The 21993-nt window shown below is 60.7% G+C and carries 22 protein-coding genes and 1 riboswitch; of the genes, 9 read left to right on the top strand and 13 right to left on the bottom strand.

The genetic code is table 11. The features are described 5' to 3' along the window. The first annotated feature begins 7 nt into the window (after nucleotides 1–7). A complete protein-coding gene (locus CFBP6623_RS08445; RefSeq protein ID WP_046798198.1) occupies nucleotides 8–796 on the top strand; it encodes an SDR family oxidoreductase in 789 nt (262 codons plus the stop codon). A gap of 241 nt (nucleotides 797–1037) precedes the next feature. Here the strand turns inward: CFBP6623_RS08445 and ribB are convergent, their stop codons facing one another. The 4 genes from ribB to CFBP6623_RS08425 form a co-directional block, all read right to left on the bottom strand. Then, on the bottom strand, nucleotides 1038–1679 hold the full coding sequence (gene ribB / locus CFBP6623_RS08440; RefSeq protein WP_046798199.1) for a 3,4-dihydroxy-2-butanone-4-phosphate synthase: 642 nt from the start codon (nucleotides 1677–1679) through the stop codon (nucleotides 1038–1040). A 121-nt stretch (nucleotides 1680–1800) separates the two neighbouring features. Continuing rightward, nucleotides 1801–1951, bottom strand: a riboswitch (FMN riboswitch). A 161-nt stretch (nucleotides 1952–2112) separates the two neighbouring features. Next, the gene (locus CFBP6623_RS08435; protein ID WP_046798200.1) at nucleotides 2113–2820 is read right to left on the bottom strand and encodes a TIGR02281 family clan AA aspartic protease; all 708 of its coding nucleotides are present in this window, start codon (nucleotides 2818–2820) and stop codon (nucleotides 2113–2115) included. Next, a complete protein-coding gene (locus tag CFBP6623_RS08430; protein ID WP_046798201.1) occupies nucleotides 2817–3008 on the bottom strand; it encodes a DUF1289 domain-containing protein in 192 nt (63 codons plus the stop codon). The genes CFBP6623_RS08435 and CFBP6623_RS08430 overlap by 4 nt, the downstream gene beginning before the upstream one ends. Before the next feature lie 19 nt (nucleotides 3009–3027). After that, a complete protein-coding gene (locus tag CFBP6623_RS08425; protein WP_046798439.1) occupies nucleotides 3028–3813 on the bottom strand; it encodes an adenosylcobinamide-GDP ribazoletransferase in 786 nt (261 codons plus the stop codon). Between the two features lie 152 nt (nucleotides 3814–3965). On the opposite strand from CFBP6623_RS08425, the gene cobT reads away from it, so the two are divergent. Next, a complete protein-coding gene (gene cobT / locus CFBP6623_RS08420) occupies nucleotides 3966–5000 on the top strand; it encodes a nicotinate-nucleotide--dimethylbenzimidazole phosphoribosyltransferase (protein WP_046798202.1) in 1035 nt (344 codons plus the stop codon). An 8-nt stretch (nucleotides 5001–5008) separates the two neighbouring features. Then, nucleotides 5009–5413, top strand: coding sequence for a diacylglycerol kinase (locus tag CFBP6623_RS08415; RefSeq protein WP_046798203.1), 405 nt, complete (start codon nucleotides 5009–5011; stop codon nucleotides 5411–5413). Nucleotides 5414–5431: 18 nt separating this feature from the next. Here CFBP6623_RS08415 and pdhS2 read toward each other — a convergent pair whose 3' ends face one another. Then, on the bottom strand, nucleotides 5432–6967 hold the full coding sequence (pdhS2, locus tag CFBP6623_RS08410; RefSeq protein ID WP_046798204.1) for a two-component system sensor histidine kinase PdhS2: 1536 nt from the start codon (nucleotides 6965–6967) through the stop codon (nucleotides 5432–5434). Nucleotides 6968–7074: 107 nt separating this feature from the next. Between pdhS2 and CFBP6623_RS08405 the strand changes: the two genes are divergently transcribed. The 3 genes from CFBP6623_RS08405 (at nucleotide 7075) to CFBP6623_RS08395 (ending at nucleotide 8873) form a co-directional block, all read left to right on the top strand. Beyond that, entirely contained in the window at nucleotides 7075–7668 is a 594-nt protein-coding gene (locus CFBP6623_RS08405) for a thermonuclease family protein (RefSeq protein WP_046798205.1), read from the top strand. Continuing rightward, nucleotides 7661–8314, top strand: coding sequence for a uracil-DNA glycosylase family protein (locus tag CFBP6623_RS08400; protein ID WP_167379142.1), 654 nt, complete (start codon nucleotides 7661–7663; stop codon nucleotides 8312–8314). Before CFBP6623_RS08405 ends, CFBP6623_RS08400 begins: the two co-directional genes overlap by 8 nt. Nucleotides 8315–8384: 70 nt before the next feature. Beyond that, nucleotides 8385–8873: an Lrp/AsnC family transcriptional regulator gene (locus CFBP6623_RS08395; protein ID WP_003507846.1), complete on the top strand. Its 489-nt coding sequence runs from the start codon at nucleotides 8385–8387 to the stop codon at nucleotides 8871–8873. A 57-nt stretch (nucleotides 8874–8930) separates the two neighbouring features. On the opposite strand, the gene CFBP6623_RS08390 is transcribed toward CFBP6623_RS08395, so the two are convergent. From CFBP6623_RS08390 to CFBP6623_RS08365, 6 genes are all read right to left on the bottom strand, one after another. Beyond that, the gene (locus tag CFBP6623_RS08390; protein WP_137002521.1) at nucleotides 8931–9116 is read right to left on the bottom strand and encodes a hypothetical protein; all 186 of its coding nucleotides are present in this window, start codon (nucleotides 9114–9116) and stop codon (nucleotides 8931–8933) included. A gap of 92 nt (nucleotides 9117–9208) precedes the next feature. Continuing rightward, on the bottom strand, nucleotides 9209–10033 hold the full coding sequence (locus CFBP6623_RS08385) for a class I SAM-dependent DNA methyltransferase (protein ID WP_046798206.1): 825 nt from the start codon (nucleotides 10031–10033) through the stop codon (nucleotides 9209–9211). Nucleotides 10034–10116: 83 nt separating this feature from the next. Continuing rightward, a complete protein-coding gene (locus CFBP6623_RS08380) occupies nucleotides 10117–10383 on the bottom strand; it encodes an usg protein (RefSeq protein WP_035224318.1) in 267 nt (88 codons plus the stop codon). A gap of 168 nt (nucleotides 10384–10551) precedes the next feature. Further along, nucleotides 10552–11382, bottom strand: coding sequence for an ABC transporter permease (locus tag CFBP6623_RS08375; RefSeq protein ID WP_046798207.1), 831 nt, complete (start codon nucleotides 11380–11382; stop codon nucleotides 10552–10554). Further along, complete coding sequence (locus tag CFBP6623_RS08370; RefSeq protein WP_046798208.1) at nucleotides 11379–12182, bottom strand: ABC transporter permease; 804 nt, start codon at nucleotides 12180–12182, stop codon at nucleotides 11379–11381. The genes CFBP6623_RS08375 and CFBP6623_RS08370 overlap by 4 nt, the downstream gene beginning before the upstream one ends. 112 nt (nucleotides 12183–12294) lie before the next feature. After that, a complete protein-coding gene (locus CFBP6623_RS08365; protein ID WP_046798209.1) occupies nucleotides 12295–13068 on the bottom strand; it encodes an ABC transporter substrate-binding protein in 774 nt (257 codons plus the stop codon). 340 nt (nucleotides 13069–13408) lie between these two features. Here CFBP6623_RS08365 and CFBP6623_RS08355 point away from each other — a divergent pair, with 340 nt between their 5' ends. Continuing rightward, nucleotides 13409–15673, top strand: coding sequence for an OmpA family protein (locus tag CFBP6623_RS08355; protein WP_046798441.1), 2265 nt, complete (start codon nucleotides 13409–13411; stop codon nucleotides 15671–15673). 179 nt (nucleotides 15674–15852) lie between these two features. On the opposite strand, the gene CFBP6623_RS08350 is transcribed toward CFBP6623_RS08355, so the two are convergent. After that, entirely contained in the window at nucleotides 15853–16776 is a 924-nt protein-coding gene (locus CFBP6623_RS08350; protein ID WP_046798210.1) for a pseudouridine-5'-phosphate glycosidase, read from the bottom strand. A gap of 29 nt (nucleotides 16777–16805) precedes the next feature. After that, nucleotides 16806–17747 (bottom strand): carbohydrate kinase family protein, encoded by a 942-nt coding sequence (locus CFBP6623_RS08345; RefSeq protein WP_080841998.1) that lies wholly within the window; start codon nucleotides 17745–17747, stop codon nucleotides 16806–16808. Between the two features lie 246 nt (nucleotides 17748–17993). Here CFBP6623_RS08345 and recA point away from each other — a divergent pair, with 246 nt between their 5' ends. Both recA and alaS read left to right on the top strand, forming a co-directional pair. After that, nucleotides 17994–19085 (top strand): recombinase RecA, encoded by a 1092-nt coding sequence (recA, locus tag CFBP6623_RS08340; RefSeq protein ID WP_046798211.1) that lies wholly within the window; start codon nucleotides 17994–17996, stop codon nucleotides 19083–19085. 237 nt (nucleotides 19086–19322) lie between these two features. Then, nucleotides 19323–21986: an alanine--tRNA ligase gene (gene alaS / locus CFBP6623_RS08335; protein WP_046798212.1), complete on the top strand. Its 2664-nt coding sequence runs from the start codon at nucleotides 19323–19325 to the stop codon at nucleotides 21984–21986. Nucleotides 21987–21993 lie beyond the last annotated feature (7 nt).

Raw genomic sequence — 21993 nt, 5'->3', positions numbered from 1 at the left:
AATAGCGATGTCCACCATCACCCTCAACGCGCCGAAACTGTTCGATCTTTCCGGCCAGGTGGCGCTTGTCACCGGCGCCGGCTCCGGCATCGGCCAGCGCATCGCCATGGGGCTTGCCCAGTCCGGCGCCAATGTCGCGCTGCTCGATCGCCGCACCGATGACGGTCTGGCGCAGACGGCGGATTTCATCGCCAAGGCCGGGCGCAAGTCGATCCAGATTGCGGCTGATGTGACCAGCAAAGAAGCGCTGATCGATGCGGTTGCCCGCACTGAGGCAGAACTTGGTGCGCTGTCGCTCGCGGTCAATGCCGCCGGCATCGCCAACGCCAATCCGGCCGAGGAGATGGAGGAAAGCCAGTTCCAGACGATGATGGACATCAACCTGAAGGGCGTTTTCCTCTCCTGCCAGGCGGAAGCCAATGCCATGCTGAAGAACGGTCGTGGTTCGATCGTCAATATCGCCTCCATGTCTGGCGTCATCGTCAATCGCGGGCTGATGCAATGCCATTACAACGCTTCGAAGGCCGGCGTCATCCACATGTCGAAATCCATGGCGATGGAGTGGGTGGGGCGCGGCATCCGCGTCAACACCATCTCGCCGGGTTACACGGCGACGCCAATGAACACGCGGCCGGAAATGGTGCACCAGACCAAGCTCTTCGAAGAGCAGACGCCGATGCAGCGCATGGCAGGCGTCGATGAAATGGTCGGCCCGGCGATCTTCCTGCTGTCTGACGCCGCGAGCTTCGTGACGGGCGTGGACCTGCTGGTGGATGGTGGTTTCTGCTGCTGGTAAGGTTTGGTGTGGAAGTGCTGAGGTTCTTTGTCCAATAGACATAAACGACCGCTTCAATCGGCGGTTCACCACACTCCACGTCATCCTCGGGCTTGACCCGAGGATCCATGGGCGGCTGGGTTGTGGATCCTCGGGTCAAGCCCGAGGATGACGCAGGAGAGAGGTTTTAGCGCCTCAATCAAGAATTTCACGCCCGGCTCTTGCCGGGCGTTTTCGTATTCAAAGTACAAGCAAGCGCAGATCAAGCAACCTGCTTCTGCACCACATCGTCGACAACCTCGCCCTTGAGGTAAGCAACGAGGTCCTTGATCGTCACGACGAGCAGGCCGTGACGTTCGGCGAAGACTTCGAGCTGGGGCAGGCGGGCCATGGTGCCGTCGTCATTGGCGACTTCGCAGATGGTGCCGGAGGGGTATTTGCCGGCAAGGCGGCAGAGGTCCACGGCTGCTTCCGTATGGCCAGTGCGGCCAAGGACGCCTTGCGGATTGGCGCGCAGCGGAAAGATATGGCCGGGACGGGCGAAGTCTTCCGGGCGCGAACCCTCTGAAACCAGCGCACGCACGGTCTCTGCCCGGTCGGCGGCGGAAATGCCTGTCGTGGTGCCGGGAATATAGTCCACCGAGACGGTGAATGCCGTCTTGAGGGATTCGGTATTGCGCGACACCATCAGCGGAATGTCGAGCGCATCCAGACGTTCGCCCGGCATGGCGACGCACACCAGCCCGCGCGCATGGTTCATCATGAAAGCGATCTGCTGCGGAGTGATGCTGTCGGAAGCGGCGATGATATCGCCTTCGTTTTCGCGGTCTTCATCGTCAACCACAATCACCATCTCGCCACGGGAAATGGCTTCGATCGCGTCTTCAATTTTAGCAATGGTCATTCTATTTCAAGCCTTTCAAGGGGTTATGCCGTTTTGCGGCATTTTCGCGCTTCAAGAAGCGCCAAATATCCCTTGGGCGAACAATGCAATGCGAAGCCCACTCACGCGCGGGCGTCCTATGCCTTGTCCTCTTCCATCCGGACTATACCGTCGGCTCCGGCCTCTCACCGGATCTGCTGACCTTCCGGCTTTGGAGACCGGAAGCGCTCGCGGGCTCCGGGACAAATCCCGATACCGCCGGTGGGGAATTGCACCCCGCCCTGAGAACAGAGCCAACATAAATTATCAAATGGGAAGGAATCAAGGGGCAATGCCCTGCGACGACCGGTCGGTGCGAAAAGAACATCCCGATTGGCCCTAAAACGGGGTATTTCCTTTCCGCGGCCGATGACGAAAGCGGAGTGCCTCGGCGGCGCTCACTGATGCCTGGGGTTTATCGATCCCGCAACCGTAACTCGTCCGTCTGCATCTGTAGCGAACCGAGCGTCGACAGGAAGCTCATGCCGAGCAGGCTTTGGCCCAACTGGCCATCCTGCGCGACGAGGGCGGGGATGTTGCGGCGCACGATCGGGCCGATGCCGATTTCCGACAGGGTGACGGGGGCTGCTGCCGTGCGGCCATTTGCGGTCATGACCGGTACGGTATAGCGCAGGCTGCCCGTGTCGATACCGATTTCGGCGGCGTCGGCATTGGCCAGCACCACGGAGCTTGCGCCGGTATCGACGAGCATGTGGATGGTCTTGCCATCAACGCCGACATTCGCCTCGAAATGGCCGCTCATCGATTTGTGCAGCACGATCTCCTGTTCGCCACCTGATGTCGTTACCACCACGGCGCGGCCCGGCATCAGGCCGCCCAAAAGGCGATCGCCGAAGGATTGCAGGTCGTAGCGATAGAGATAAAGCGAGACGAGGCCGAGGATGATGACGAGCCAGACGGCAAGCTGGCGGATGACGGTGCCGAAGCCGCCCCGTCTTCCGGCCAGGATGCCGACCGACAGGAGGCCGGCAATGGGCACGAGATAGAGAGCCTGTGCGAATTGATCATTGTCGATGCCGAGTGTGCGGCCACCATCGTGATTGATGAGAAGCAGGCCGAGGCCCACGGCGAGGAGAAGGAGAACGATGGTCAGCCTGTTCATGCGGTATGCGTCTCCCTGGTGGTCTCGCTCAAATTTTCCAGTCTTTGCGGCAGCGCCTGCATGATCGTTCGACGCTTCTCGTCGCTATAGCCTGCCCAGCCGCCGATTTCATCCAGCGTGCGGCCGCAGCCAATGCAGAGGCTGCTGGTCGCGTTGAGGCGGCAGATGTGGATGCAGGGTGTTTCCATGATGGTCTATATCAGGCCGTTACGCCGCAAGGGCAAGGGCGACGAGAGTAACGATCTCCGTGATCTGCTGGCAGGCGCCGATCGTATCGCCGGTGTGGCCGCCGATCTTCCTGTCGCACAGTCGGCCGAACAGCACCGTCGCCAGAATGGTTGCGGCGAGCACAAGTGCAATCGACAGAATGGGCAAAGCGTGCAGCGTGAAGAGAATGAAGACCAGCAGCCCGATCGCCAGGGCGATATTGCGCTCGCTGTCTCCGGGCTGGCCGGCGCCGGCGGCGATGCCGGAGGTTTTGGCGGCGGGCAGGGCCTGCCAGTGCCACACCATCAGGGCGCGGCTCATGACAAGTGCGGCGATCAGGCCGGCGGCGGCAGTTTTTGCGGGAAGTGTCTCGATCAGCGATGCGAGCGCCGTGGCACGCAGCGCGAAGGACAGCACCATGGCGATGGTGCCATAGCTGCCGATGCGGCTGTCCTTCATGATCTCAAGCGTGCGCGCCTTGTCCTTGCCTGCGCCGAAACCATCGGCCATGTCGGCCAGCCCGTCTTCGTGCAGTGCTCCTGTCAGAAGCGCCGTGAGGGCGATGGCGAGCCAGCCCGTGAGCTGCGGCGAGGCATCGAAGGCGGCGAAAATCACCACCAGAAAAGCCGCGGGCAGGGCGATCAGCAGGCCGGCGGCGGGAAAGGCGCGGGCGGTGCGGCGCATCGACACACCATCGGCATTTTCGAAAAACCGCGAAGGAACCGGCAGGCGGCTGAGAAAGGCAACGGAATGCATGACATCTGTTATAAAATCCCGGGCCTTCATGCTCTCTCCGTTGCTGCACTTGCATTTCCGGTTGTTCCGCGGCGCATCCGCGATTATGAGAGGCGCAACAAAGACCGATTTGCCGGAAAACACAAGTTCCGGACGCATGAGCCGATGCGACAGCCAACCCGGCTACGAAAGAGACCGACACCATGAGCATGAGCGGATTGCCCTTCGATGATTTTCGCGCGCTGTTGCGTGAGCTTCCCGGCCCGGATACGCACGCGCTCGTGGCGGCAAAGGAGCGCAATGCGCAGCTGACCAAGCCCGCCGGTTCACTCGGCCGTCTGGAAGAAATCGCCATGTGGCTGGCCGCCTGGTCCGGCCGCCCGCCCGCCGTCACCCGTCCGCTGGTGGCGATTTTCGCCGGCAATCATGGTGTCACCCGCCACGGCGTCACGCCCTATCCGACATCCGTAACCCAGCAGATGGTGGAGAATTTTGCAGCCGGTGGCGCGGCGATCAACCAGATCTGCGTCGCCAACGATCTCGGCCTGAAGATTTTCGATCTGGCGCTTGATTATCCGACCGGCGACATCACCTGCGAGCCGGCCCTTTCGGAGCGCGACTGCGCCGCCACCATGGCCTTCGGCATGGAGGCGATTGCCGGCGGCACCGATCTTCTCTGCGTCGGTGAAATGGGCATCGGCAACACCACGATTGCAGCGGCGATCAATCTGGCGCTCTATGGCGGCACCGCGGAAGAATGGACCGGCCCGGGCACCGGTTCGGAAGGCGAGGTCATGGCCCGCAAGATCGCGGCGGTGAAGGCCGCTGTCGAGTTCCACAAGGACCATCTGTCCGATCCGCTGGAAATCATGCGCCGTCTCGGCGGACGCGAGATTGCGGCAATTGCCGGTGCCATTCTCGCCGCGCGCGTGCAGCGTATTCCGGTGCTTATCGATGGTTATGTGGCAACAGCGGCTGCCGCTCTCCTAAAGGCGGCCAATTCTTCGGCGCTCGATCACTGCCTGATCGGCCATGTCTCGGGTGAACCCGGCCATCTGGCCGCCGTCGAAAAGCTTGGCAAGACGCCGCTTCTGGCGCTTGGCATGCGGCTGGGCGAAGGCACGGGTGCGGCACTTGCCGCCGGCATCGTCAAGGCTGCCGCCGCCTGCCATTCCGGCATGGCGACTTTCGAAGCGGCGGGTGTGGACACCCGCACCAGCCCCCGTACCGATCATTGAGGTCAAAGATGGACGCGACGCCGCAAAAGAAGCAAGCTGAACCGGCATTCCGCAAGGAAAAGGGCTGGCGGCATCTTTTTGCCGCTGCCCGCTATTCCGTGCAGGGGCTGGGTCGGCTGTGGCAGGAGGCGGCCTTCCGGCATGAGGTTCTGGCCTTCGGCGTCGGGCTTGGCCTGCTTCTCATCGTCGGTGCGCCATTTGCGCATCTTCTCGTCTTTACTGTGCTGATGTTGCTGCTGTTTGCGGTCGAGGCGCTCAATACTGCGATCGAGGAACTGGTGGACCGCATCTCGCCGGAAATTTCCTCGGTCGGGCGACATGCCAAGGATCTCGGCTCCTTCGCGGTCTTCTGCCTTTTGATGGCGAACGGATTTTTCGTGCTTTATTCGCTGGTGACGACGTTGTTCTTCTAAGCGGCTGGGAAACCGGGATCAGGCGAAGGACCGTCGGCGCGGCTGGATGGCGTGGGTTTCCTCCACGGCCGGCAGGCTCTGCAGCACGCGTTTTGCCGGCAGGATGGCGATGCCCTCTGTGCCTTCGCGCAACTTCGATTTCAGGATGAACTGGCCGTCATGTTTGGCAAGAATGGCCTGAACGATGGGCAGGCCAAGCCCGGTTCCCTGTTCGGCGCTCTTGATGGCGATCGATCCCTGACCGAAGGCCGACAGCACCACGGGGATTTCATCTTCGGGAATACCCGGCCCATTGTCCTTGATAGACACATATTGTCCGCCGCCCGCCGTCCAGCCGGCCTTCACGAGAATTTCGCCGCCCTGCGGCGTGAATTTCACGGCATTGGAGAGAAGGTTGAGAATAACCTGGCGGATGGATTTTTCATCGGCCCAGACCTGCGGCAGGCTGCTTTCGAACTGCTGTGAAATCCTGATCGTCTTGGCGCGGGCCCGCAACTGGATCATGCCGATGCAATCCTCGGCGATTTCCAGCATCGAGATGGATTCCTCATTGAGATCATAGCGACCGGCCTCGATGCGTGACAGGTCGAGGATTTCGTTGATGAGATCGAGCAGGTGCTGTCCGGAGCGATGGATATCGCCGGAATATTCCTTGTAGAGCGGGTTGTTGAGCGGGCCGAGCACCTCTGACGCCATGACCTCGGAAAAGCCGAGAATGGCGTTAAGCGGGGTGCGCAGTTCGTGCGACATGGAGGCCAGAAAGCGCGATTTGGCCAGATTGGCCTCTTCGGCGCGGCGTCGCGCCTCATCCGAAACCGAGTTGGCGACTTCGAGTTCGGCGATCAGGTCGTCCTTTTCCGTCTGGGAGGAGAGGAGCTTGACGCTGGTCTGGTAGAGCCGGCTGGTGATGCGATGACAGAAGAGGATCGCCATGCCAAACATCAGCGCAAGGCCGACATCGAATGGATCACGCGAGATGGCCGAGGTGACGCACAGCGCCGCCATCACCGGCAGGAAGGTCATGAAAGTCGCCCGCCGCAGCATGAAATTGGCCATGGCGGTCAGCGAAAGCGCGATCAGCAGCGTTGCGCCCTTGAAGAAGAGAACAAGCGTCGGGTCGTTGCGCGCCGGTTCGGCCAGTGCGAACATGGCCCATGCGCAGCCGATGAGGATCTGCATGCCGAGGAACAGATTTTTCCAGTGCTGGAGATTTTCGGGCGTGATCTCCTGCTTCGCCGCCCTCTTGGCCAGCACCAAGGCCATGGCGTGGAAGCTGAGCGCAATCAGCGACCAGATGATCAGCCCGATGTCGCGGGTGATATAAAGACCGATGACGGAGGCGAGCACGATGAAAAGCGGCATGAACATCGCGCCCTGAAGGGTCTCGGCGATGTGCATGGTCAGCATTTCGCGTTCATAGGCTTCGGTTCCGCCGGCACCCTGCTGCAGGCGTTCACGCGTCGTCTTCACCGTGTCGAAAACCGCTTTGTTGCGGTGTTTTTTCGAGCGGTCGACGATGATCTTGTCGGTGGACGTGCTGACGCTTTTACTCATTGTTACAACGCAGGTGACATGAACCCTTGCAGACTACGTGCAAAATCTTAAGAAGATGCTGCCGTGAAAGGATTTGTTTGCCATTTCTGACAAGGGTTTGTTGTTACATGGGACGAAACGGAGGCAGGCGCAGGGGTTTTTCGGCGTTCCGCGACGGCGGGCTGTTTCTTGCCGCGGTTTTTCTCGGCATCCTCATCGCCGCCAAGCTCGACCAGATCAACAGCGAGACTTATAGCGGCCGTTTCTTCGTGATCGACGGCGATACGCTTTCAAAGGGTGAAGAACGGTTTCGCCTGCTCGGTATCGATGCGCCAGAACTGTCGCAGACATGCCGGCGCGGCGCCGAAACCTGGCCCTGCGGGGAGGAGGCGCGCCGTGTGCTGCAACGGCTGGTCGTGGCGCAGAATTTTTCCTGTTCCGGCAGTTCGAGGGACCGCTACGGGCGGCTGCTTGTCTATTGCGCCGCCGGCGGCAGGGATGTCTCGGCGGAAATGGTGTCGGCGGGTTTTGCCGTTGCCTCCGGTTATTTCCAGTTTTCAGGCGAACAGGCGGCGGCGCGCCGGGATGCGCGGGGCATCTGGGCGGGCGAATTCGAAAAGCCCTCCGAATGGCGGCGTGAGCACCGCGCAGCGGATATCGAGACACCGGCGGCGGGGTTCCTGACCGTCATCCGCCATCTTCTGGGATGGTCGCATGGCTGAGATGGATCAATCCATGCCGGGGTTTGATGATGGGCTGGATGAGTTGCGCGGTGAGATTGGCCGCTGCCGCATCTGTCGTGACGCGCCTGTCAGGGGCATGGCCGATCGCCTGCCGCATGAACCGCGGCCGGTGGTTGTCATGTCGAAGAAGGCCCGTATCCTGATTGCGGGGCAGGCGCCGGGGCTGCGTGTGCATGAGACGGGACTGCCCTTTAACGACGCTTCCGGTGACAGGCTTCGGCAATGGCTGAATGTCGACCGCGAGACCTTTTATGATCCCGACCGATTCACCATCGTGCCCATGGGCTTCTGTTTTCCGGGCTACGATGACAAGGGCAGCGACCTGCCGCCACGGCGTGAATGTGCGCCTGCATGGCGTGAGCGGGTGATGGCGGCGATGCCGCAGGTGGAGCTGATCCTTGCCGTCGGCCAATATGCGCAGGCTTTTCACCTGGGTGAGAGGCGGCGCAAAACCATGACCGAGACCGTCAGGGACTGGCGCGGCTACCTGCATGCCAATTCCGGCCCCGGCACTTTACCTCTGCCGCACCCCAGCTGGCGCAATACCGGCTGGCTGAAAAAGAACCCGTGGTTCACGCAAGAGCTGCTTCCGGTTCTGCGGCAACATGTGGAAATGCGGCTTTAGTGAAACAATTTTCTGTTTTTCTGCGAAAATTAGTGTATTGAAAGGAAATTAATTCAGGAGGATAGACGCATTGGATCGCCTTGACCGTAAGATTTTGCGCATTCTGCAAGAGGATTCCACGCTGGCCGTCGCTGATCTGGCGAAAAAGGTCGGACTTTCCACGACGCCCTGTTGGCGGCGTATCCAGAAGATGGAGGAGGACGGCGTTATCCGCCGGCGCGTGGCGCTGCTTGATCCGGTCAAGGTCAACACCAAGGTCACGGTTTTCGTCTCCATCCGCACCGCCTCCCATTCCATCGAATGGCTGAAGCGTTTCTCGGAGGTGGTTTCCGAATTTCCGGAGGTCGTCGAATTTTACCGCATGAGCGGCGATGTCGATTATCTCCTGCGCGTCGTTGTGCCTGACATTGCTGCCTATGACGCCTTCTACAAGCGGATGATCGCGAAGATCGAAATTCGCGACGTGTCGTCTGCTTTTGCGATGGAGCAGATCAAATATACGACGGAACTGCCGCTCGATTACATGCTGCTGGATAATCCGAAATCCGGCGAGGAGTGACGCGCCGCTCATCCGGTTTTTGAGCAATGCCCTTTCCGGTTGCCGGGGAGGGCTTTTTTATTTGCCGGTTGTTGCGACGGAAAGTCGAATCTCTTCAACGGTCTGGGTGATCTTGATGAGATATTGATTCAGCAAAGCAGAGTTCATCGCATTGGAGCGAGCGGACGCCACTTGTTTCTTCTCCCCGCCGGGGAGAAGGTCGCGGCAGCGGGATGAGGGGGCAAGCTCTCCGAAATCCGGCAACGTTACCCCCTCATCCAACCCTTCGGGCCACCTTCTCCCCGGCGGGGAGAAGAAACGGGCCGCAATGGCGAGCACAAGCCGTCGAAGTCGCCTCAGCCCTTGAGCTTGGCAATCACCAGATGGCCCGGTGTCGGGTTGCCGTCCTGCATGCGGACGTTGATATCGGTGACTTCGAGGATATCGAAACCGGTCGCCACAAGCCTTTCGCGGACATAGTTTTCCGCATGGGCGAAACGGTGGTGCGGGCCAACCATATAGGGACGTCCGGCCAGGGTCTCTTCGTCCAGGGTTTCCGAGGAGAAGATCAGCAGGCCGCCGGCATTGAGGTTTTCGGCGGCGCCGAAAAACAGCGGTTCCAGCGCGCCGAGATAGGGCAGCACGTCGGTTGCGGTGATGATATCGAAGGGTTCATCGTCATTATCCTCAAGGAAATCCTCGGCTTCGGCGACGTAAAGCGTCTCGTAGAGGTCCTTCTCATGGGCGATTTCGACCATGTTTTCGGAAATGTCGATGCCGGTAATGTCATCAGCCATGTCACGCAGCGCTTCGCCGGTGAGGCCGGTGCCGCAGCCGAGATCGAGCAGCCGCTTGAATGGGCCGAGGTTCAGCGTCTGCAGCCGCTGGCGCACCATCATCGGCACGGCGTATCCCAGCTGTTCGACCAGAATATCCTCGAAGGCCTCGGCGTGCTGATCGAACAGGGTTTCGACGTAGGCGTCGGGCGCTTTCGGCGGCGTTTCGCCCCGGCCCATGGCGGCGATACGCACGGCGGCACCGCCGTGATCTTCCGGGTCGATCGCCAGAACGTCCTGATAGGCTTTTACCGCCGCGTCCACATCGCCGGCTTTTTCAAGCGTCAGTGCGCGGTTATAGGCCTCGGCAAGCGCCTCTTCGTCGATTTTCTGGTTTTTCGTCATCGTGCGGTATCCATAACGTCTTCGGTTGACGTTTGCTGTAAGCCGCAACGGTGGTTGGCGCAACGTTTATGTGGGAACAGTTTTCAGTGGAGGATGAACTCCCCTTTAAGCGCACGCCATTCCTGCGCCGAGATTACCTGCCGGTGCACGTAGCGGACGGAGTGTAACGGTCCGTCGAGCTTTTCCTGCCAGAATTTGAGGAAACCGTGCATTTCGGGGAAATCCGGGGCGAGATCGTAGTCCTGCCAGACATAGGTCTGCAGAACCAGCGGATGGTCCGGCATGCGGTAGAATATCTGGGCGGTGGTGAGGCCGTAGCCTCTCAGCATCATTTCCATGTCCTTGTTCATGACGGCGGTTCCCGTTTCCATGATTGCCGATCACAGCGTTGCCGCTGTATCTGACATGGGAACACGACAGGGTTAATCCAACCTTGCCAAAGCCATAAGTTGTCACAAAATAGTTATATTTTTCAAAATGTTGGCAGCCTCATTTGATGAGTGCTGCCAAGCTTCGGCCTAACGCTTGAGGTGGCGCGTCAGGCGGGCTTCCAGCCAGGCCCAGACATGTCTCAGCGTCTCGACGATTGTCAGGTAGAAGATCGCCGCCCAAAGATAAGCCTGATAATCGAAGGTGCGGGAAAAGGCGTAGCGGGTCTGTCCCATCAGGTCGAAAACCGTGACGATGGAGACGACTGCCGAGCCTTTAATCATCAGGATGATCTCGTTTCCGTAAGGACGCAGCGCGACGATGAGTGCCTGCGGCAGGATGATCTTGCGGAAGGTGATGAATTTCGAAATGCCGAGCGAGGCGGCGCCCTCATGCTGGCCGAGCGGCACGCTGCGGATTGCGCCGCGCAGGATTTCGGCCTGATAGGCGGCGGTATTGAGGGTCAGCGACAGGAGGCCGCAATACCAGGCTTCCCGGAAGAACCACCACAGCCCGACCGTCTCCAATTGCGGGCGGAAGCTGCCGAGGCCGTAATAGATCAGGAAAAGCTGGGCCAGAAGCGGCGTGCTGCGGAAGACGTAGACATAGGCATAGGCCAGCGAGCCGAGGACGCGGTTTTTCGACATACGCGCAAAGGCGATCGGCACCGAGAGGATTGCGCCGAGAATGATCGAACTGCCGACCAGCGTGATGGTGGTGATGAGGCCGTCAATGTAACGCGGCCCGTAACGTTCGAATTTCGCCCAGTCCCACCCTTCGATCATCGCGAAGATCAAGCCGGCGGCGAGCAGCAGCCAGAGCGTGATGACGCCGATGCCGACGATGCGCGATATGTTGAGCGGCTTGTCGGCTATGGCTGGCGCCGGGCGCGGCGGAATGAGTTCCTGGATATGGCTCATCGGCGTGCCTCCGACTTGCGTGACCAGCGATCGATGAAGCCGATCCCGATGGAGGAGAGAAGTGCGAGAATGAGGTAGAGCAGGCAGGCGATGCCGTAGAAGAAGAATGCTTCCTTGCTGACACGTGCGGCGATGCCGGTCTGACGGATGATATCGGCAAGTCCGATGATCGAGACGTAGGACGTGTCTTTGAGCAGGATGACCCAGAGGTTGGTCATGCCGGGCAGGGCGATCCTGACCAGTTGCGGAATGATGATGAGCACCATGGTGCGGCCGCGTGACAGGCCAAGCGCATGGCCCGCCTCATATTGGCCCCTGGGAATGGCCTTGAAGGCGGAGAGCAGCACTTCGGAGGCATAGGATGAGAACACGACTGATAGCGCGACCATGCCGGCCACGAAGGCGTTGATCTCGACGGGGCCGGTGATGCCGACATAACCCGCTGCTGATTGCAGCAGCATCTGAATGCCGTAATAGACGATGAAGAGCGTCAGCAGTTCCGGCAGGCCACGGAAGATGGTTGTGTAGATGCCGGTCGCCAGCCGTAGCGACTTCTCCTCCGATTGCGCCGCAAGCGCAATGAGGAAGCCGATCAGCAGGCCGACGGGCAATGTCGCAAGCGCCAGCGAGATGGTGACCTTGACGCCGAAGGCGATTTCATCGCCCCAGCCTGCATCACCACACGCAACAAGGGTGCCGTTTCCGAAAAGCGAGAAGAGACCGACCGGACCGCAGAAGGGGTCGAGAAGTGTCGAGACATAGGTCCAGAACGCACCTATGGCGGAAAATGCTCCGCTCATGCCAGTTTTCCCCCGCGGTCTTAAGCCGCCGTGATTGTTATGGTGACGTTTTCAAACAAAAATGGCGGAAGGGCAAGCCTTCCGCCACCAGATTTCAACAGATCGAGCAGGCTTACTCGCCGTAAACGTCGAAATCGAAGTATTTTTTATTGATCTCCTGGTACTTGCCGCTGGCGCGGATACCGGCGATGGCAGCCGTGAATTTATCGGCGAGCGCCGTGTCACCCTTGCGCACCGCAACGCCTGCGCCATTGCCGTTGATCTCGACATCGACCTTGAGCGGCGTCAGGATCTTGCAGCAGGCGCCGGCATCCGTCTTCAGCCATTCCGAAAGCACGACGATATCGTCGATGACGGCGTCGATACGGCCATTGGCGATATCGAGCTTATATTCATCGGCGGTCGGATACATCTTCACGTCGGCATCCGGAAAGTGCTTTTCGGCGTAGTTGGAGTGGGTGGTGGAACCCTGTGCGCCGAGCGACTTGCCCTTCAGGTCGTCGAGGGACTTGATCGGCGAATCCTTCGGCACGGCGATGGCCGGCGGGGTGTTGTAATATTTCTTGGAGAAGTCGACCTTCTCGAGACGCTCGGGCGTGATCGACATGGACGCGATGATGGCGTCGAACTTCTTGGCCTGAAGGGCGGGAATGATGCCGTCCCAGTCATTGGTGACGAAGGTGCACTCAGCCTTCATTTGTTCGCACATCGCCTTGGCGATGTCGATGTCGAAGCCGGTCAGCGTGCCGTCGGCTTCAAGATTGTTGAAGGGCGGATAGGCGCCTTCGGTGCCGATGACGATCTTGTCCTGCGCAAGGGCTGCGCCTGAAAACAGCGAGATGGCGGCAATCGATGCGGCTGCGAGCAGACGGGTGGAAATAGGCATTTCGATCCTCTCTTTTGGTCGTTCATCCGCAGTCTGTTGTTGTTTTCAGTGCGGACGCCATAAGCGCAAGGCGCGACGGAATGTTTTTTGTTTTCCGTGGCCTTCAGCGCCGGGGCAATTATTCATCCGGTTGGTCAAAAAATGCAACTGCAATATTAGTCACCTCGATTGCGCCGCAGAGCTTTCACGAAAACGCCTTGATCTGTTCATTTCCGGTACACAAGGCTTTGTCCATCATGGGAACCGAAGCGTGTGCAAGGCGTTGACCAGCGCCTGCATGCGCAGCCGGTTCAAGATGTCGCGACACAAGCGACCAATAATGGCAGATGAGGAAGCACCGATGCTGAAGAAGAACAGATTGCTGACGGGGGTGGTTTTCCCCCTCATGTCGCTGGCGATTGCGGTGGAGCCCGCTGCTGCCGGTTTTGCCGGAGCCGCGCGGACGCAGACGCAGATGCCCAAGTTGCAGAGCCCGCTTATTCTGGCGCAGGCGCAACCGGAAGGCCAGGTCGCCGAAGAGCAGAACCCGGAAGAGATTCTGCGCAAACAGCGCCAGCAGGCCGAAGAAGCGCAGCCGCAGGCCGAGCCGCCGAAGCAGGCCCCTGAGCCGAAGCCCGAAGCCGCACCCGCCGAACCGCGCCCCGAGCCGCAACGTGAAGCGCAGCCGGAACCCAAGCCCGAACCCAAGCGTGAAGCACAGCCGGAACCTCAGCGTGAGCCGCAGCAGCGCGAAGCCCGCCCTGAGCCGGCGCCTGCCGAACAGCCGCAGGAACGCCCACGCAAACCGGAGCGGGCACAGGAGCCTCAAGGGGAAGGCGAGCAGCGCCCCGCACGCCAGCGCCCGGAGGCCGCTCCTGAAGCTGCACCCGAGGCAGCGCCGGCCGAACAGCAGCCGAAGGAGCGCCCACGTAAACCTGAGCGCGCGGAACAGCCTGCGGGTGAGGGTGAGGCGCGTCCGCGCAAGGAGCGCGCGAAAGAGCCTGCCGCTGAGCAGCCTGCCGCACGTCCTGATAATGCCGAGCAGCCAGCCAAACCGCGTGAGAAAAAGCCGCAGGTAGAAGAAAAGGCTCCGGAACAGAAATCCGAACCGGCCGAAAAGGCTGTTCCGGAGAAAAAACCTGACGCTCCAGAACCCGCCGCGAAGGAAGCGCCTGTTCCGACGGAAGCGCCGACACCTGCACGTCCGCCGGCGCCGGAGGCGCAGCCCAACCCCGCACCCGGCCAGCAGCCTTCCGAAAAACCGGCCGAAGGTCAGGGCAAAGCCGAGCCTGCAGCGCCGGTGCCGGGCACCCCGACGCCCCCGCCGCCAAGCGGCGCCACGACCGGACAGGCGCCTGCCGGTGAGCCCGTTCCCAACCAGGTTGCTGTTCCGCAGACGGAAGCACCGCCCATGACGAAGGAAGAATTGGACAAGGCCAAGGCGGTTGCCAAGGACCCGTCCAAGACCGCCGACACCGTCATCCTGCCGGTCGACAAGGGTGCGGCCGTTCTCGACAGTGATAAGGAAGTGGAGCGCTCCGGCAACAATCAGGCCCGAGAGCAACGCCGCCGCGAGCGTGAACAGGCCGGTGAGGTGAAGGTGCCTACCTCGGACGCCGAGGCGCAGCGCGCCGGTGCCGCTGAAGGCAAGACCCCGCCGCCGCCCGTGAAAATGGAGGCGATCACCTCCCAGCAGGGTGAGCGCATCGACCGCCGTCCGCAATATGAGCGGCCGGAAGGCGTGCGCGAGTGGCAGCCACGTGAGGGCCGCCCGCGTGACCGGGATCGCGATGCGCCGATCATCCTGCAATTCGGCGATCGTGTCGTCGTGCGTGGCGATGACAACCAGCGCTTCATCCGTGATGGCGGCGAGCCCTATTACGAGCGTCTGCAGGGCGGTCGTGTGCGCGAAACCGTCGAGCGTCGTGATGGTACGCAGGTGGTGACGATCCGCAATCGTTATGGCGACGTGATCCAGCGCTCGCGCATCGATGATCGCGGCCGGGAATATGTGCTGTTCTATGCGCCCGAGCTGATGGACGATCCAGACCGCGATTATGTCTATCGTGATCCGGGCCTCGACCTGCCGCCGATGCGCCTGCGTATTCCCGTTCGTGACTACATCATCGACACGTCGAGCGATCCGGACCGCGATTATTACCGCTTCCTCGAGCAGCCGCCGGTCGAACCCGTGGAGCGTGTCTATTCGCTGGATGAAGTACGCTATTCGGCCCGTATCCGCGACAAGGTGCGCCGTATCGACCTCGATACGATCACCTTTGCCACCGGCAGCGCCGACATTCCGATGGCGCAGGCTCGCTCACTGCGCAAGGTGGCCGATGCGATCAACAAGGCGCTGGAAAAGAACCCGGCGGAAACCTTCCTGATCGAAGGCCATACCGATGCCGTCGGCTCCGATGAAAGCAACCTCGTTCTTTCCGACGAGCGCGCCGCTTCCGTTGCCAATGTGCTGACCGATGTCTACGGCATTCCGCCGGAAAACCTCGCGACGCAGGGTTATGGCGAGCGTTACCTGAAGGTCCAGACACTCGGTCCGGAACAGCAGAACCGCCGCGTCACCATCCGCCGCGTGACGCCGCTGGTGAAGCCGGTCGCCCAGAACTGATCGGGTCCTGCAGAAAAACGAAGGCCCGGAGAGCGCAAGCTTTCCGGGCCTTTTTTGTTGGTTTCGAGCTTGCTACTTTCGCACCGTCATCCTCGCCCTTGAGGCGAGGATCCATTCCTGTTGTCGCAACGTGGATCCTCGGGTCAAGCCCGAGGATGACTGAGAAAACTGAATGCTCTTCAGTTCAGCGCCACCGCGATCTCCGCGGCCAGCTGGGCATTATTACGCACCAGCGCGATATTGGTTTCCAGGCTGCGGCCATCCGTCAGTCGGAAGATGTCGCCGAGCAGGTAGGGGGTAACTTCCTTGCCGGTGACCTCGTCGCGCTCCGCATGGGAGATGGCGCGGTTGATGTAGATTTCCATTTCTTCGCGGGGGATTTCGTCTTCTTCCGGCACGGGGTTGGCGATCAGCATGCCGCCATCGATGCCGAGCTGTTCGCGGGTCACCTGGAAATTGGCGATTGCCGCCGGGCTGTTCAGCGAAAGCGGGCTTGCCAGGCCGGAGGAGCGCGACCAGAAGGCCGGGAATTCTTCCGAGCCGAAGGTGACGACAGGTACGCCGTTGGTTTCGAGAACCTCGAGCGTCTTTGGGATGTCGAGGATCGCCTTGGCGCCGGCGCAGACGACGATGACGCCGGTCTTGGCAAGTTCGGTCAGATCGGCGGAGATGTCGAACGTCTCCTCCGCGCCCTTGTGCACACCGCCGATGCCGCCGGTGGCGAAAACGCGGATGCCGGCGCGGGCAGCGGCAATCATGGTGGCGGCAACCGTGGTGGCGCCGGTGCGGCGCTCGGCAATTGCGAAGGCGATATCGGCGCGCGAGACCTTCATGGCGTCAGTGGTCTGGGCGAGCGCCTCCAGCTGGTCCTTTTCGAGGCCGATGTGCAGGGTGCCGTGAATGACGGCGATGGTCGCCGGAACGGCGCCCTGGTCGCGAATGATCTGTTCGACGCTTTCGGCCATCTCGATATTGCCGGGATAGGGCATGCCATGGGTGATGATGGTCGATTCAAGTGCCACGATCGGCGCACCGCGCTGCTTGGCGGCGGCGACTTCCCGTGAATAAACGATGGGCAGGAGCGGGGAGATGGGGCGGGTCATTTATTCTGTTCCAATTCTTGAAAGCGGGTTCATGCCAGTATTTCAGCTGCGGGAACAAGTCCCAACATGGCATCGACACTGTCTTTTGATAAATCCTGCGAGGTGGCGAAGGGCGATTGCACGGTGATGGCCGCTGCGGCCGCGCCCTGTCTCAGCGCTTCCGCGATGGTCTTTCCCTCGGCGATCGCGGCAAGATAACCGGAGGCCATGGCGTCGCCGGCGCCGGTCACGTCCTTTACCTCGCGGATAAGGGGCGGGTTGAGCGTTACGGTTTGCGTCGCATCGAAAGCCACGACCTCGCTTGCGCCGCGGGTGACGACGCCGCCGGCAAGCCCGGCCTTGCGCAGAATGCCGGGCCAGTCGCGGACATTCGCCGCCGTCTCTCCGGTTAGTGCTCGTGCCTCCGCCTCGTTCATGAAGAGAATGTCGATATCGGCAAGCGCGCCTTTCAGTTTCACCGCCTTGGCGGGGGAAATGGCGATGGCAGCCAGCGGCTTTTCGCAGGCGCGGGCGACGAGGCCGAGGGCCGTCAGCGTGTCATCAGGCAGATTGGCGTCGCAGAGCAGAAAGTCGCTTGCCGTGATCGCCTCGCGCACGGCACGCACTTTCAGGCGGCGCGGGGTAAAGAGCTTGTAGAGGTCCATATCGGCAAGGGCGATGACCAGATTGCCGTCACGCTCCAGAATGGCGGTGTAGCTTGGCGTGCGGCGGTCGAGGAAAATGAAGGGTGTATCTTCGACGCCGGCATATTTTGCGGCCTCCGCCACCGCTTCGCCCGTCACGTCGCCGCCGCGTGGCGCGATGATGCGGACAGCAAAACCGAGCCGGGCAAGATTGCGCGCCGCGTTGAAACCGCCGCCGCCTGCCTCCTCCATCCAGGAGCCGGGATTGCTGGCGCCGGGCGCCGTCTCAGTCTCGATCATGCCGCGTCTGTCGATATGCGCGCCGCCCAGAACGAGTATTTTCTTCACGCTTGCTTTTCCCTCTTTGGCGGATGGAAAGGCCGGACGATTCGGCCGACCCCCGTGTTCGTTTGCCTGTCACTTCTCGTTTGCGGCGATAGGCCGAACCCGAAAAACAAAGATAGAACAAACCACTTATCGCTATTTGTTTTCAATATGCTGGCTGCGCCTTGCGAAATGAGAACAAATGGAGTACATACCATTTCCATACTGCTTCATTGCCTGTGCGGCTTCAATAACCTAAAGGTGGTTCAGATGGCACAAAATTCTTTGCGTCTCGTAGAGGATAAATCCGTGGATAAAAGCAAGGCACTGGAAGCGGCGCTCTCCCAGATCGAACGTTCGTTCGGCAAGGGATCGATCATGAAGCTCGGTTCCAATGAAAATGTGGTTGAAGTGGAAACCGTTTCGACGGGTTCGCTCAGCCTGGATATCGCGCTCGGCATCGGCGGTCTGCCGAAGGGGCGCATCGTTGAAATTTATGGTCCGGAAAGCTCGGGTAAAACGACGCTGGCGTTGCAGACCATTGCGGAAGCCCAGAAGAAGGGCGGCATCTGCGCCTTCGTGGATGCCGAACATGCGCTCGATCCGGTCTATGCCCGCAAGCTGGGTGTGGATTTGCAGAGCCTGCTGATTTCTCAGCCGGATACGGGCGAGCAGGCGCTGGAGATCACCGATACGCTGGTTCGTTCCGGCGCGGTCGACGTTCTGGTCGTCGATTCGGTCGCGGCACTGACGCCGCGGGCGGAAATCGAAGGCGAGATGGGCGATAGCCTGCCGGGTCTTCAGGCGCGTCTGATGAGCCAGGCGCTGCGCAAGCTTACCGCTTCGATCTCCAAGTCGAAGTGTATGGTGATCTTCATCAACCAGATCCGCATGAAGATCGGCGTCATGTTCGGTTCGCCGGAAACGACGACGGGCGGTAATGCGCTGAAGTTCTACGCCTCCGTACGCCTTGACATTCGCCGCATCGGCGCCGTCAAGGAGCGCGAAGAGGTGGTCGGCAACCAGACGCGTGTGAAGGTCGTCAAGAACAAGATGGCGCCGCCCTTCAAGCAGGTGGAATTCGACATCATGTATGGCGAAGGTGTTTCCAAGACCGGCGAGCTTGTCGATCTCGGCGTGAAGGCCGGTATCGTCGAGAAATCCGGCGCATGGTTCTCTTATAACAGCCAGCGTCTGGGGCAGGGGCGTGAGAACGCCAAGACCTTCCTGCGCGACAATCCGGAAACGGCCAATGAGATCGAGCTGGCGCTGCGCCAGAATGCCGGTCTGATCGCTGACCGCTTCCTGCAGAATGGCGGCCCGGATGCCGGCGATAGCGACGGTGACGGCGACGAGGGCTGACACCTCAAAAAAGGGGCCGGGCATAGAGTGTCTGGCCACTTTGCTGAAAATGAGCTGATCGAAACGAAATGGGCCGTGCGATTTTCCCTCGCCTGGCCCTTTTTGTTTGCCGATGCGCCTTGGTTTGCCTGCATGGCTGGACAGGGCAGGATACGGACGATAAAAGCCATTGATTTTGCAATATAGCCATCATTTGTGATGGCAATGATGGACTCCAGCTGTGAGCGGTGTGTGGGCATGAGCGGTGTAAATGAAATTCGGTCGACCTTTCTCGACTACTTCAAAAAGAATGGACACGAGATCGTGCCCTCCAGCCCGCTGGTGCCGCGCAACGATCCGACATTGATGTTCACCAATGCCGGCATGGTGCAGTTCAAGAACGTCTTCACTGGCCTTGAGAGCCGTCCTTATTCCACCGCCGCTTCGGCGCAGAAATGCGTGCGTGCCGGCGGCAAGCATAACGACCTCGACAATGTCGGCTATACCGCCCGTCACCATACCTTCTTCGAAATGCTCGGCAATTTTTCCTTCGGCGATTATTTCAAGGAAGAGGCGATCACCCATGCCTGGAACCTGATCACCAAGGAATTCGGCATCGACCGCAATCGCCTGCTGGTCACGGTCTATCACACCGATGACGAGGCCTTTAATCTCTGGAAGAAGATCGCCGGCTTTTCCGACGACCGCATCATCCGCATCCCGACCAGCGACAATTTCTGGGCGATGGGCGATACCGGTCCCTGCGGTCCCTGTTCGGAAATCTTCTACGATCATGGCGATCATATCTGGGGCGGCCCGCCCGGCTCGCCGGAAGAGGATGGCGACCGGTTCATCGAAATCTGGAACCTCGTCTTCATGCAATATGAGCAGCTGACGAAGGAAGAGCGCATCGATCTGCCGCGCCCGTCGATCGACACCGGCATGGGCCTTGAGCGTATTTCGGCGCTGCTGCAGGGCAAACACGACAATTACGATACGGACCTGTTCCGCGCATTGATCGCCGCTTCCGTCGAAGCGACCGGTGTTCCGGCCGAAGGCGAAAAGCGCGCCAGCCATCGCGTCATTGCCGATCATCTGCGCTCGTCTGCTTTCCTCATCGCCGATGGCGTTTTGCCGTCCAATGAAGGCCGTGGTTATGTCCTGCGCCGCATCATGCGCCGCGCCATGCGCCATGCCGAGCTTCTGGGCTCGCGCGAGCCGCTGATCTACAAGCTTTTGCCGGCGCTGGTGCAACAGATGGGCCGTGCCTATCCGGAACTGGTCCGCGCCGAGGCGCTGATTTCCGAAACGCTCAAGCTTGAGGAAACCCGTTTCCGCAAGACGCTGGAGCGCGGCCTGTCGCTGCTCTCCGACGCCACGTCGACGCTGCACAAGGGTGACATGCTTGATGGTGAAACGGCCTTCAAGCTTTATGACACCTATGGTTTCCCGCTCGACCTGACGCAGGATGCACTGCGCGCTCGCGAAATCGGCGTCGATATTTCCGGCTTCACCGATGCCATGCAACGCCAGAAGGCGGAAGCCCGTTCGCACTGGGCCGGTTCCGGCGACAAGGCGACAGAGACCGTCTGGTTCGAGCTGAAGGAAAAATTCGGCGCGACCGAATTCCTCGGTTATGACACGGAAACCGCCGAAGGCGTCATTCAGGCGATCGTCAAGGACGGCAAGGCGGTGGACAATGCCGCCGATGGAGAAACGGTCCAGATCGTCGTTAACCAGACGCCGTTTTATGGTGAGTCCGGCGGCCAGATGGGCGATACGGGCGTGATTACCGGCGAAAATGGCGCCTTCACGGTTTCCGAAACCCAGAAGAAGGGCGAAGGCCTGTTCGTGCATTCCGGTACCGTCTCCAAGGGCGGCCTGAAGCTCGGCGATGCCGTGCAGCTGACCGTCGATCATGATCGCCGTTCGCGTCTGCGCGCCAACCATTCCGCCACACACCTGCTGCATGAGGCGCTGCGCGAAGTGCTCGGCACCCATGTTGCCCAGAAGGGTTCGCTGGTCGCGCCCGAGCGCCTGCGCTTTGACGTTTCGCATCCCAAACCGATGTCGGCGGAGGAGTTGAAGGTCGTTGAGGATATGGCGAACGAGATCGTGCTGCAGAACTCGCCTGTTGTCACCCGCCTGATGAGCGTCGATGACGCCATTGCCGAGGGCGCCATGGCGCTGTTCGGTGAAAAATACGGCGACGAAGTTCGCGTGGTGTCGATGGGCACCGGCGTTCATGGCGCGAAGGCCAACCGTCCCTATTCGGTCGAGCTTTGCGGCGGCACCCATGTGGCAGCCACCGGCCAGATCGGTCTCATCCGCATTCTCGGCGAAAGCGCCGTTGGTGCGGGTGTGCGCCGTCTTGAAGCCGTAACGGGTCAGGGCGCGCTTGCCTATCTCGCCGAGCAGGATGAGCGGGTGAAGGCATTGGCTTCATCGCTGAAGGTTCAGCCGGGCGACGTGCTGTCGCGCGTTGAAGGGCTGCTTGACGAGCGCAAAAAGCTGGAGCGTGAGCTTGCCGATGCCCGCAAGAAGCTCGCCATGGGCGGTGGTTCGTCGGATTCGGGCGCAAACGATGTCCAGCAGGTCGCGGGCGTCAATTTCCTTGCGAAATCCCTGTCCGGCATCGATGCCAAGGATCTCAAGGGTCTTGCCGATGAGGCCAAGGCCAATCTCGGTTCAGGCGTTGTGCTGCTGATTGCGGTTTCTGACGATGGCAAGGCAAGCGCCGTTGCTGCCGTTACCGAAGATCTGACGGCCCGTTTCAGTGCCGTCGATATCGTCCGCACCGCTTCGGCCGCGCTTGGCGGCAAGGGCGGCGGCGGACGCCCGGATATGGCACAGGCCGGCGGCCCGGATGGCGCCAAGGCGCAGGAGGCCATCGAAGCGGTGGCCGCGGCACTGGCGGCCTGATCCGGAA

Source organism: Agrobacterium tumefaciens (assembly GCF_005221385.1).
In the GTDB taxonomy this organism is placed as follows: domain Bacteria; phylum Pseudomonadota; class Alphaproteobacteria; order Rhizobiales; family Rhizobiaceae; genus Agrobacterium; species Agrobacterium tomkonis.
Note: the sequence above shows the minus strand (reverse complement) of the source record. Positions and strands in the feature narration are given on the sequence as shown.

Excerpts from the sequence above, each read along its gene's own strand:
- CFBP6623_RS08445 (WP_046798198.1), top strand. The coding sequence starts at position 8 with ATGTCCACCATCACCCTCAACGCGCCGAAACTGTTCGATCTTTCCGGC.
- ribB (WP_046798199.1), bottom strand. The coding sequence starts at position 1,679 with ATGACCATTGCTAAAATTGAAGACGCGATCGAAGCCATTTCCCGTGGC.
- CFBP6623_RS08435 (WP_046798200.1), bottom strand. The coding sequence starts at position 2,820 with ATGAACAGGCTGACCATCGTTCTCCTTCTCCTCGCCGTGGGCCTCGGC.
- CFBP6623_RS08430 (WP_046798201.1), bottom strand. The coding sequence starts at position 3,008 with ATGGAAACACCCTGCATCCACATCTGCCGCCTCAACGCGACCAGCAGC.
- CFBP6623_RS08425 (WP_046798439.1), bottom strand. The coding sequence starts at position 3,813 with ATGAAGGCCCGGGATTTTATAACAGATGTCATGCATTCCGTTGCCTTT.
- cobT (WP_046798202.1), top strand. The coding sequence starts at position 3,966 with ATGAGCATGAGCGGATTGCCCTTCGATGATTTTCGCGCGCTGTTGCGT.
- CFBP6623_RS08415 (WP_046798203.1), top strand. The coding sequence starts at position 5,009 with ATGGACGCGACGCCGCAAAAGAAGCAAGCTGAACCGGCATTCCGCAAG.
- pdhS2 (WP_046798204.1), bottom strand. The coding sequence starts at position 6,967 with ATGAGTAAAAGCGTCAGCACGTCCACCGACAAGATCATCGTCGACCGC.
- CFBP6623_RS08405 (WP_046798205.1), top strand. The coding sequence starts at position 7,075 with ATGGGACGAAACGGAGGCAGGCGCAGGGGTTTTTCGGCGTTCCGCGAC.
- CFBP6623_RS08400 (WP_167379142.1), top strand. The coding sequence starts at position 7,661 with ATGGCTGAGATGGATCAATCCATGCCGGGGTTTGATGATGGGCTGGAT.
- CFBP6623_RS08385 (WP_046798206.1), bottom strand. The coding sequence starts at position 10,033 with ATGACGAAAAACCAGAAAATCGACGAAGAGGCGCTTGCCGAGGCCTAT.
- CFBP6623_RS08380 (WP_035224318.1), bottom strand. The coding sequence starts at position 10,383 with ATGAACAAGGACATGGAAATGATGCTGAGAGGCTACGGCCTCACCACC.
- CFBP6623_RS08375 (WP_046798207.1), bottom strand. The coding sequence starts at position 11,382 with ATGAGCCATATCCAGGAACTCATTCCGCCGCGCCCGGCGCCAGCCATA.
- CFBP6623_RS08370 (WP_046798208.1), bottom strand. The coding sequence starts at position 12,182 with ATGAGCGGAGCATTTTCCGCCATAGGTGCGTTCTGGACCTATGTCTCG.
- CFBP6623_RS08365 (WP_046798209.1), bottom strand. The coding sequence starts at position 13,068 with ATGCCTATTTCCACCCGTCTGCTCGCAGCCGCATCGATTGCCGCCATC.
- CFBP6623_RS08355 (WP_046798441.1), top strand. The coding sequence starts at position 13,409 with ATGCTGAAGAAGAACAGATTGCTGACGGGGGTGGTTTTCCCCCTCATG.
- CFBP6623_RS08350 (WP_046798210.1), bottom strand. The coding sequence starts at position 16,776 with ATGACCCGCCCCATCTCCCCGCTCCTGCCCATCGTTTATTCACGGGAA.
- recA (WP_046798211.1), top strand. The coding sequence starts at position 17,994 with ATGGCACAAAATTCTTTGCGTCTCGTAGAGGATAAATCCGTGGATAAA.
- alaS (WP_046798212.1), top strand. The coding sequence starts at position 19,323 with ATGAGCGGTGTAAATGAAATTCGGTCGACCTTTCTCGACTACTTCAAA.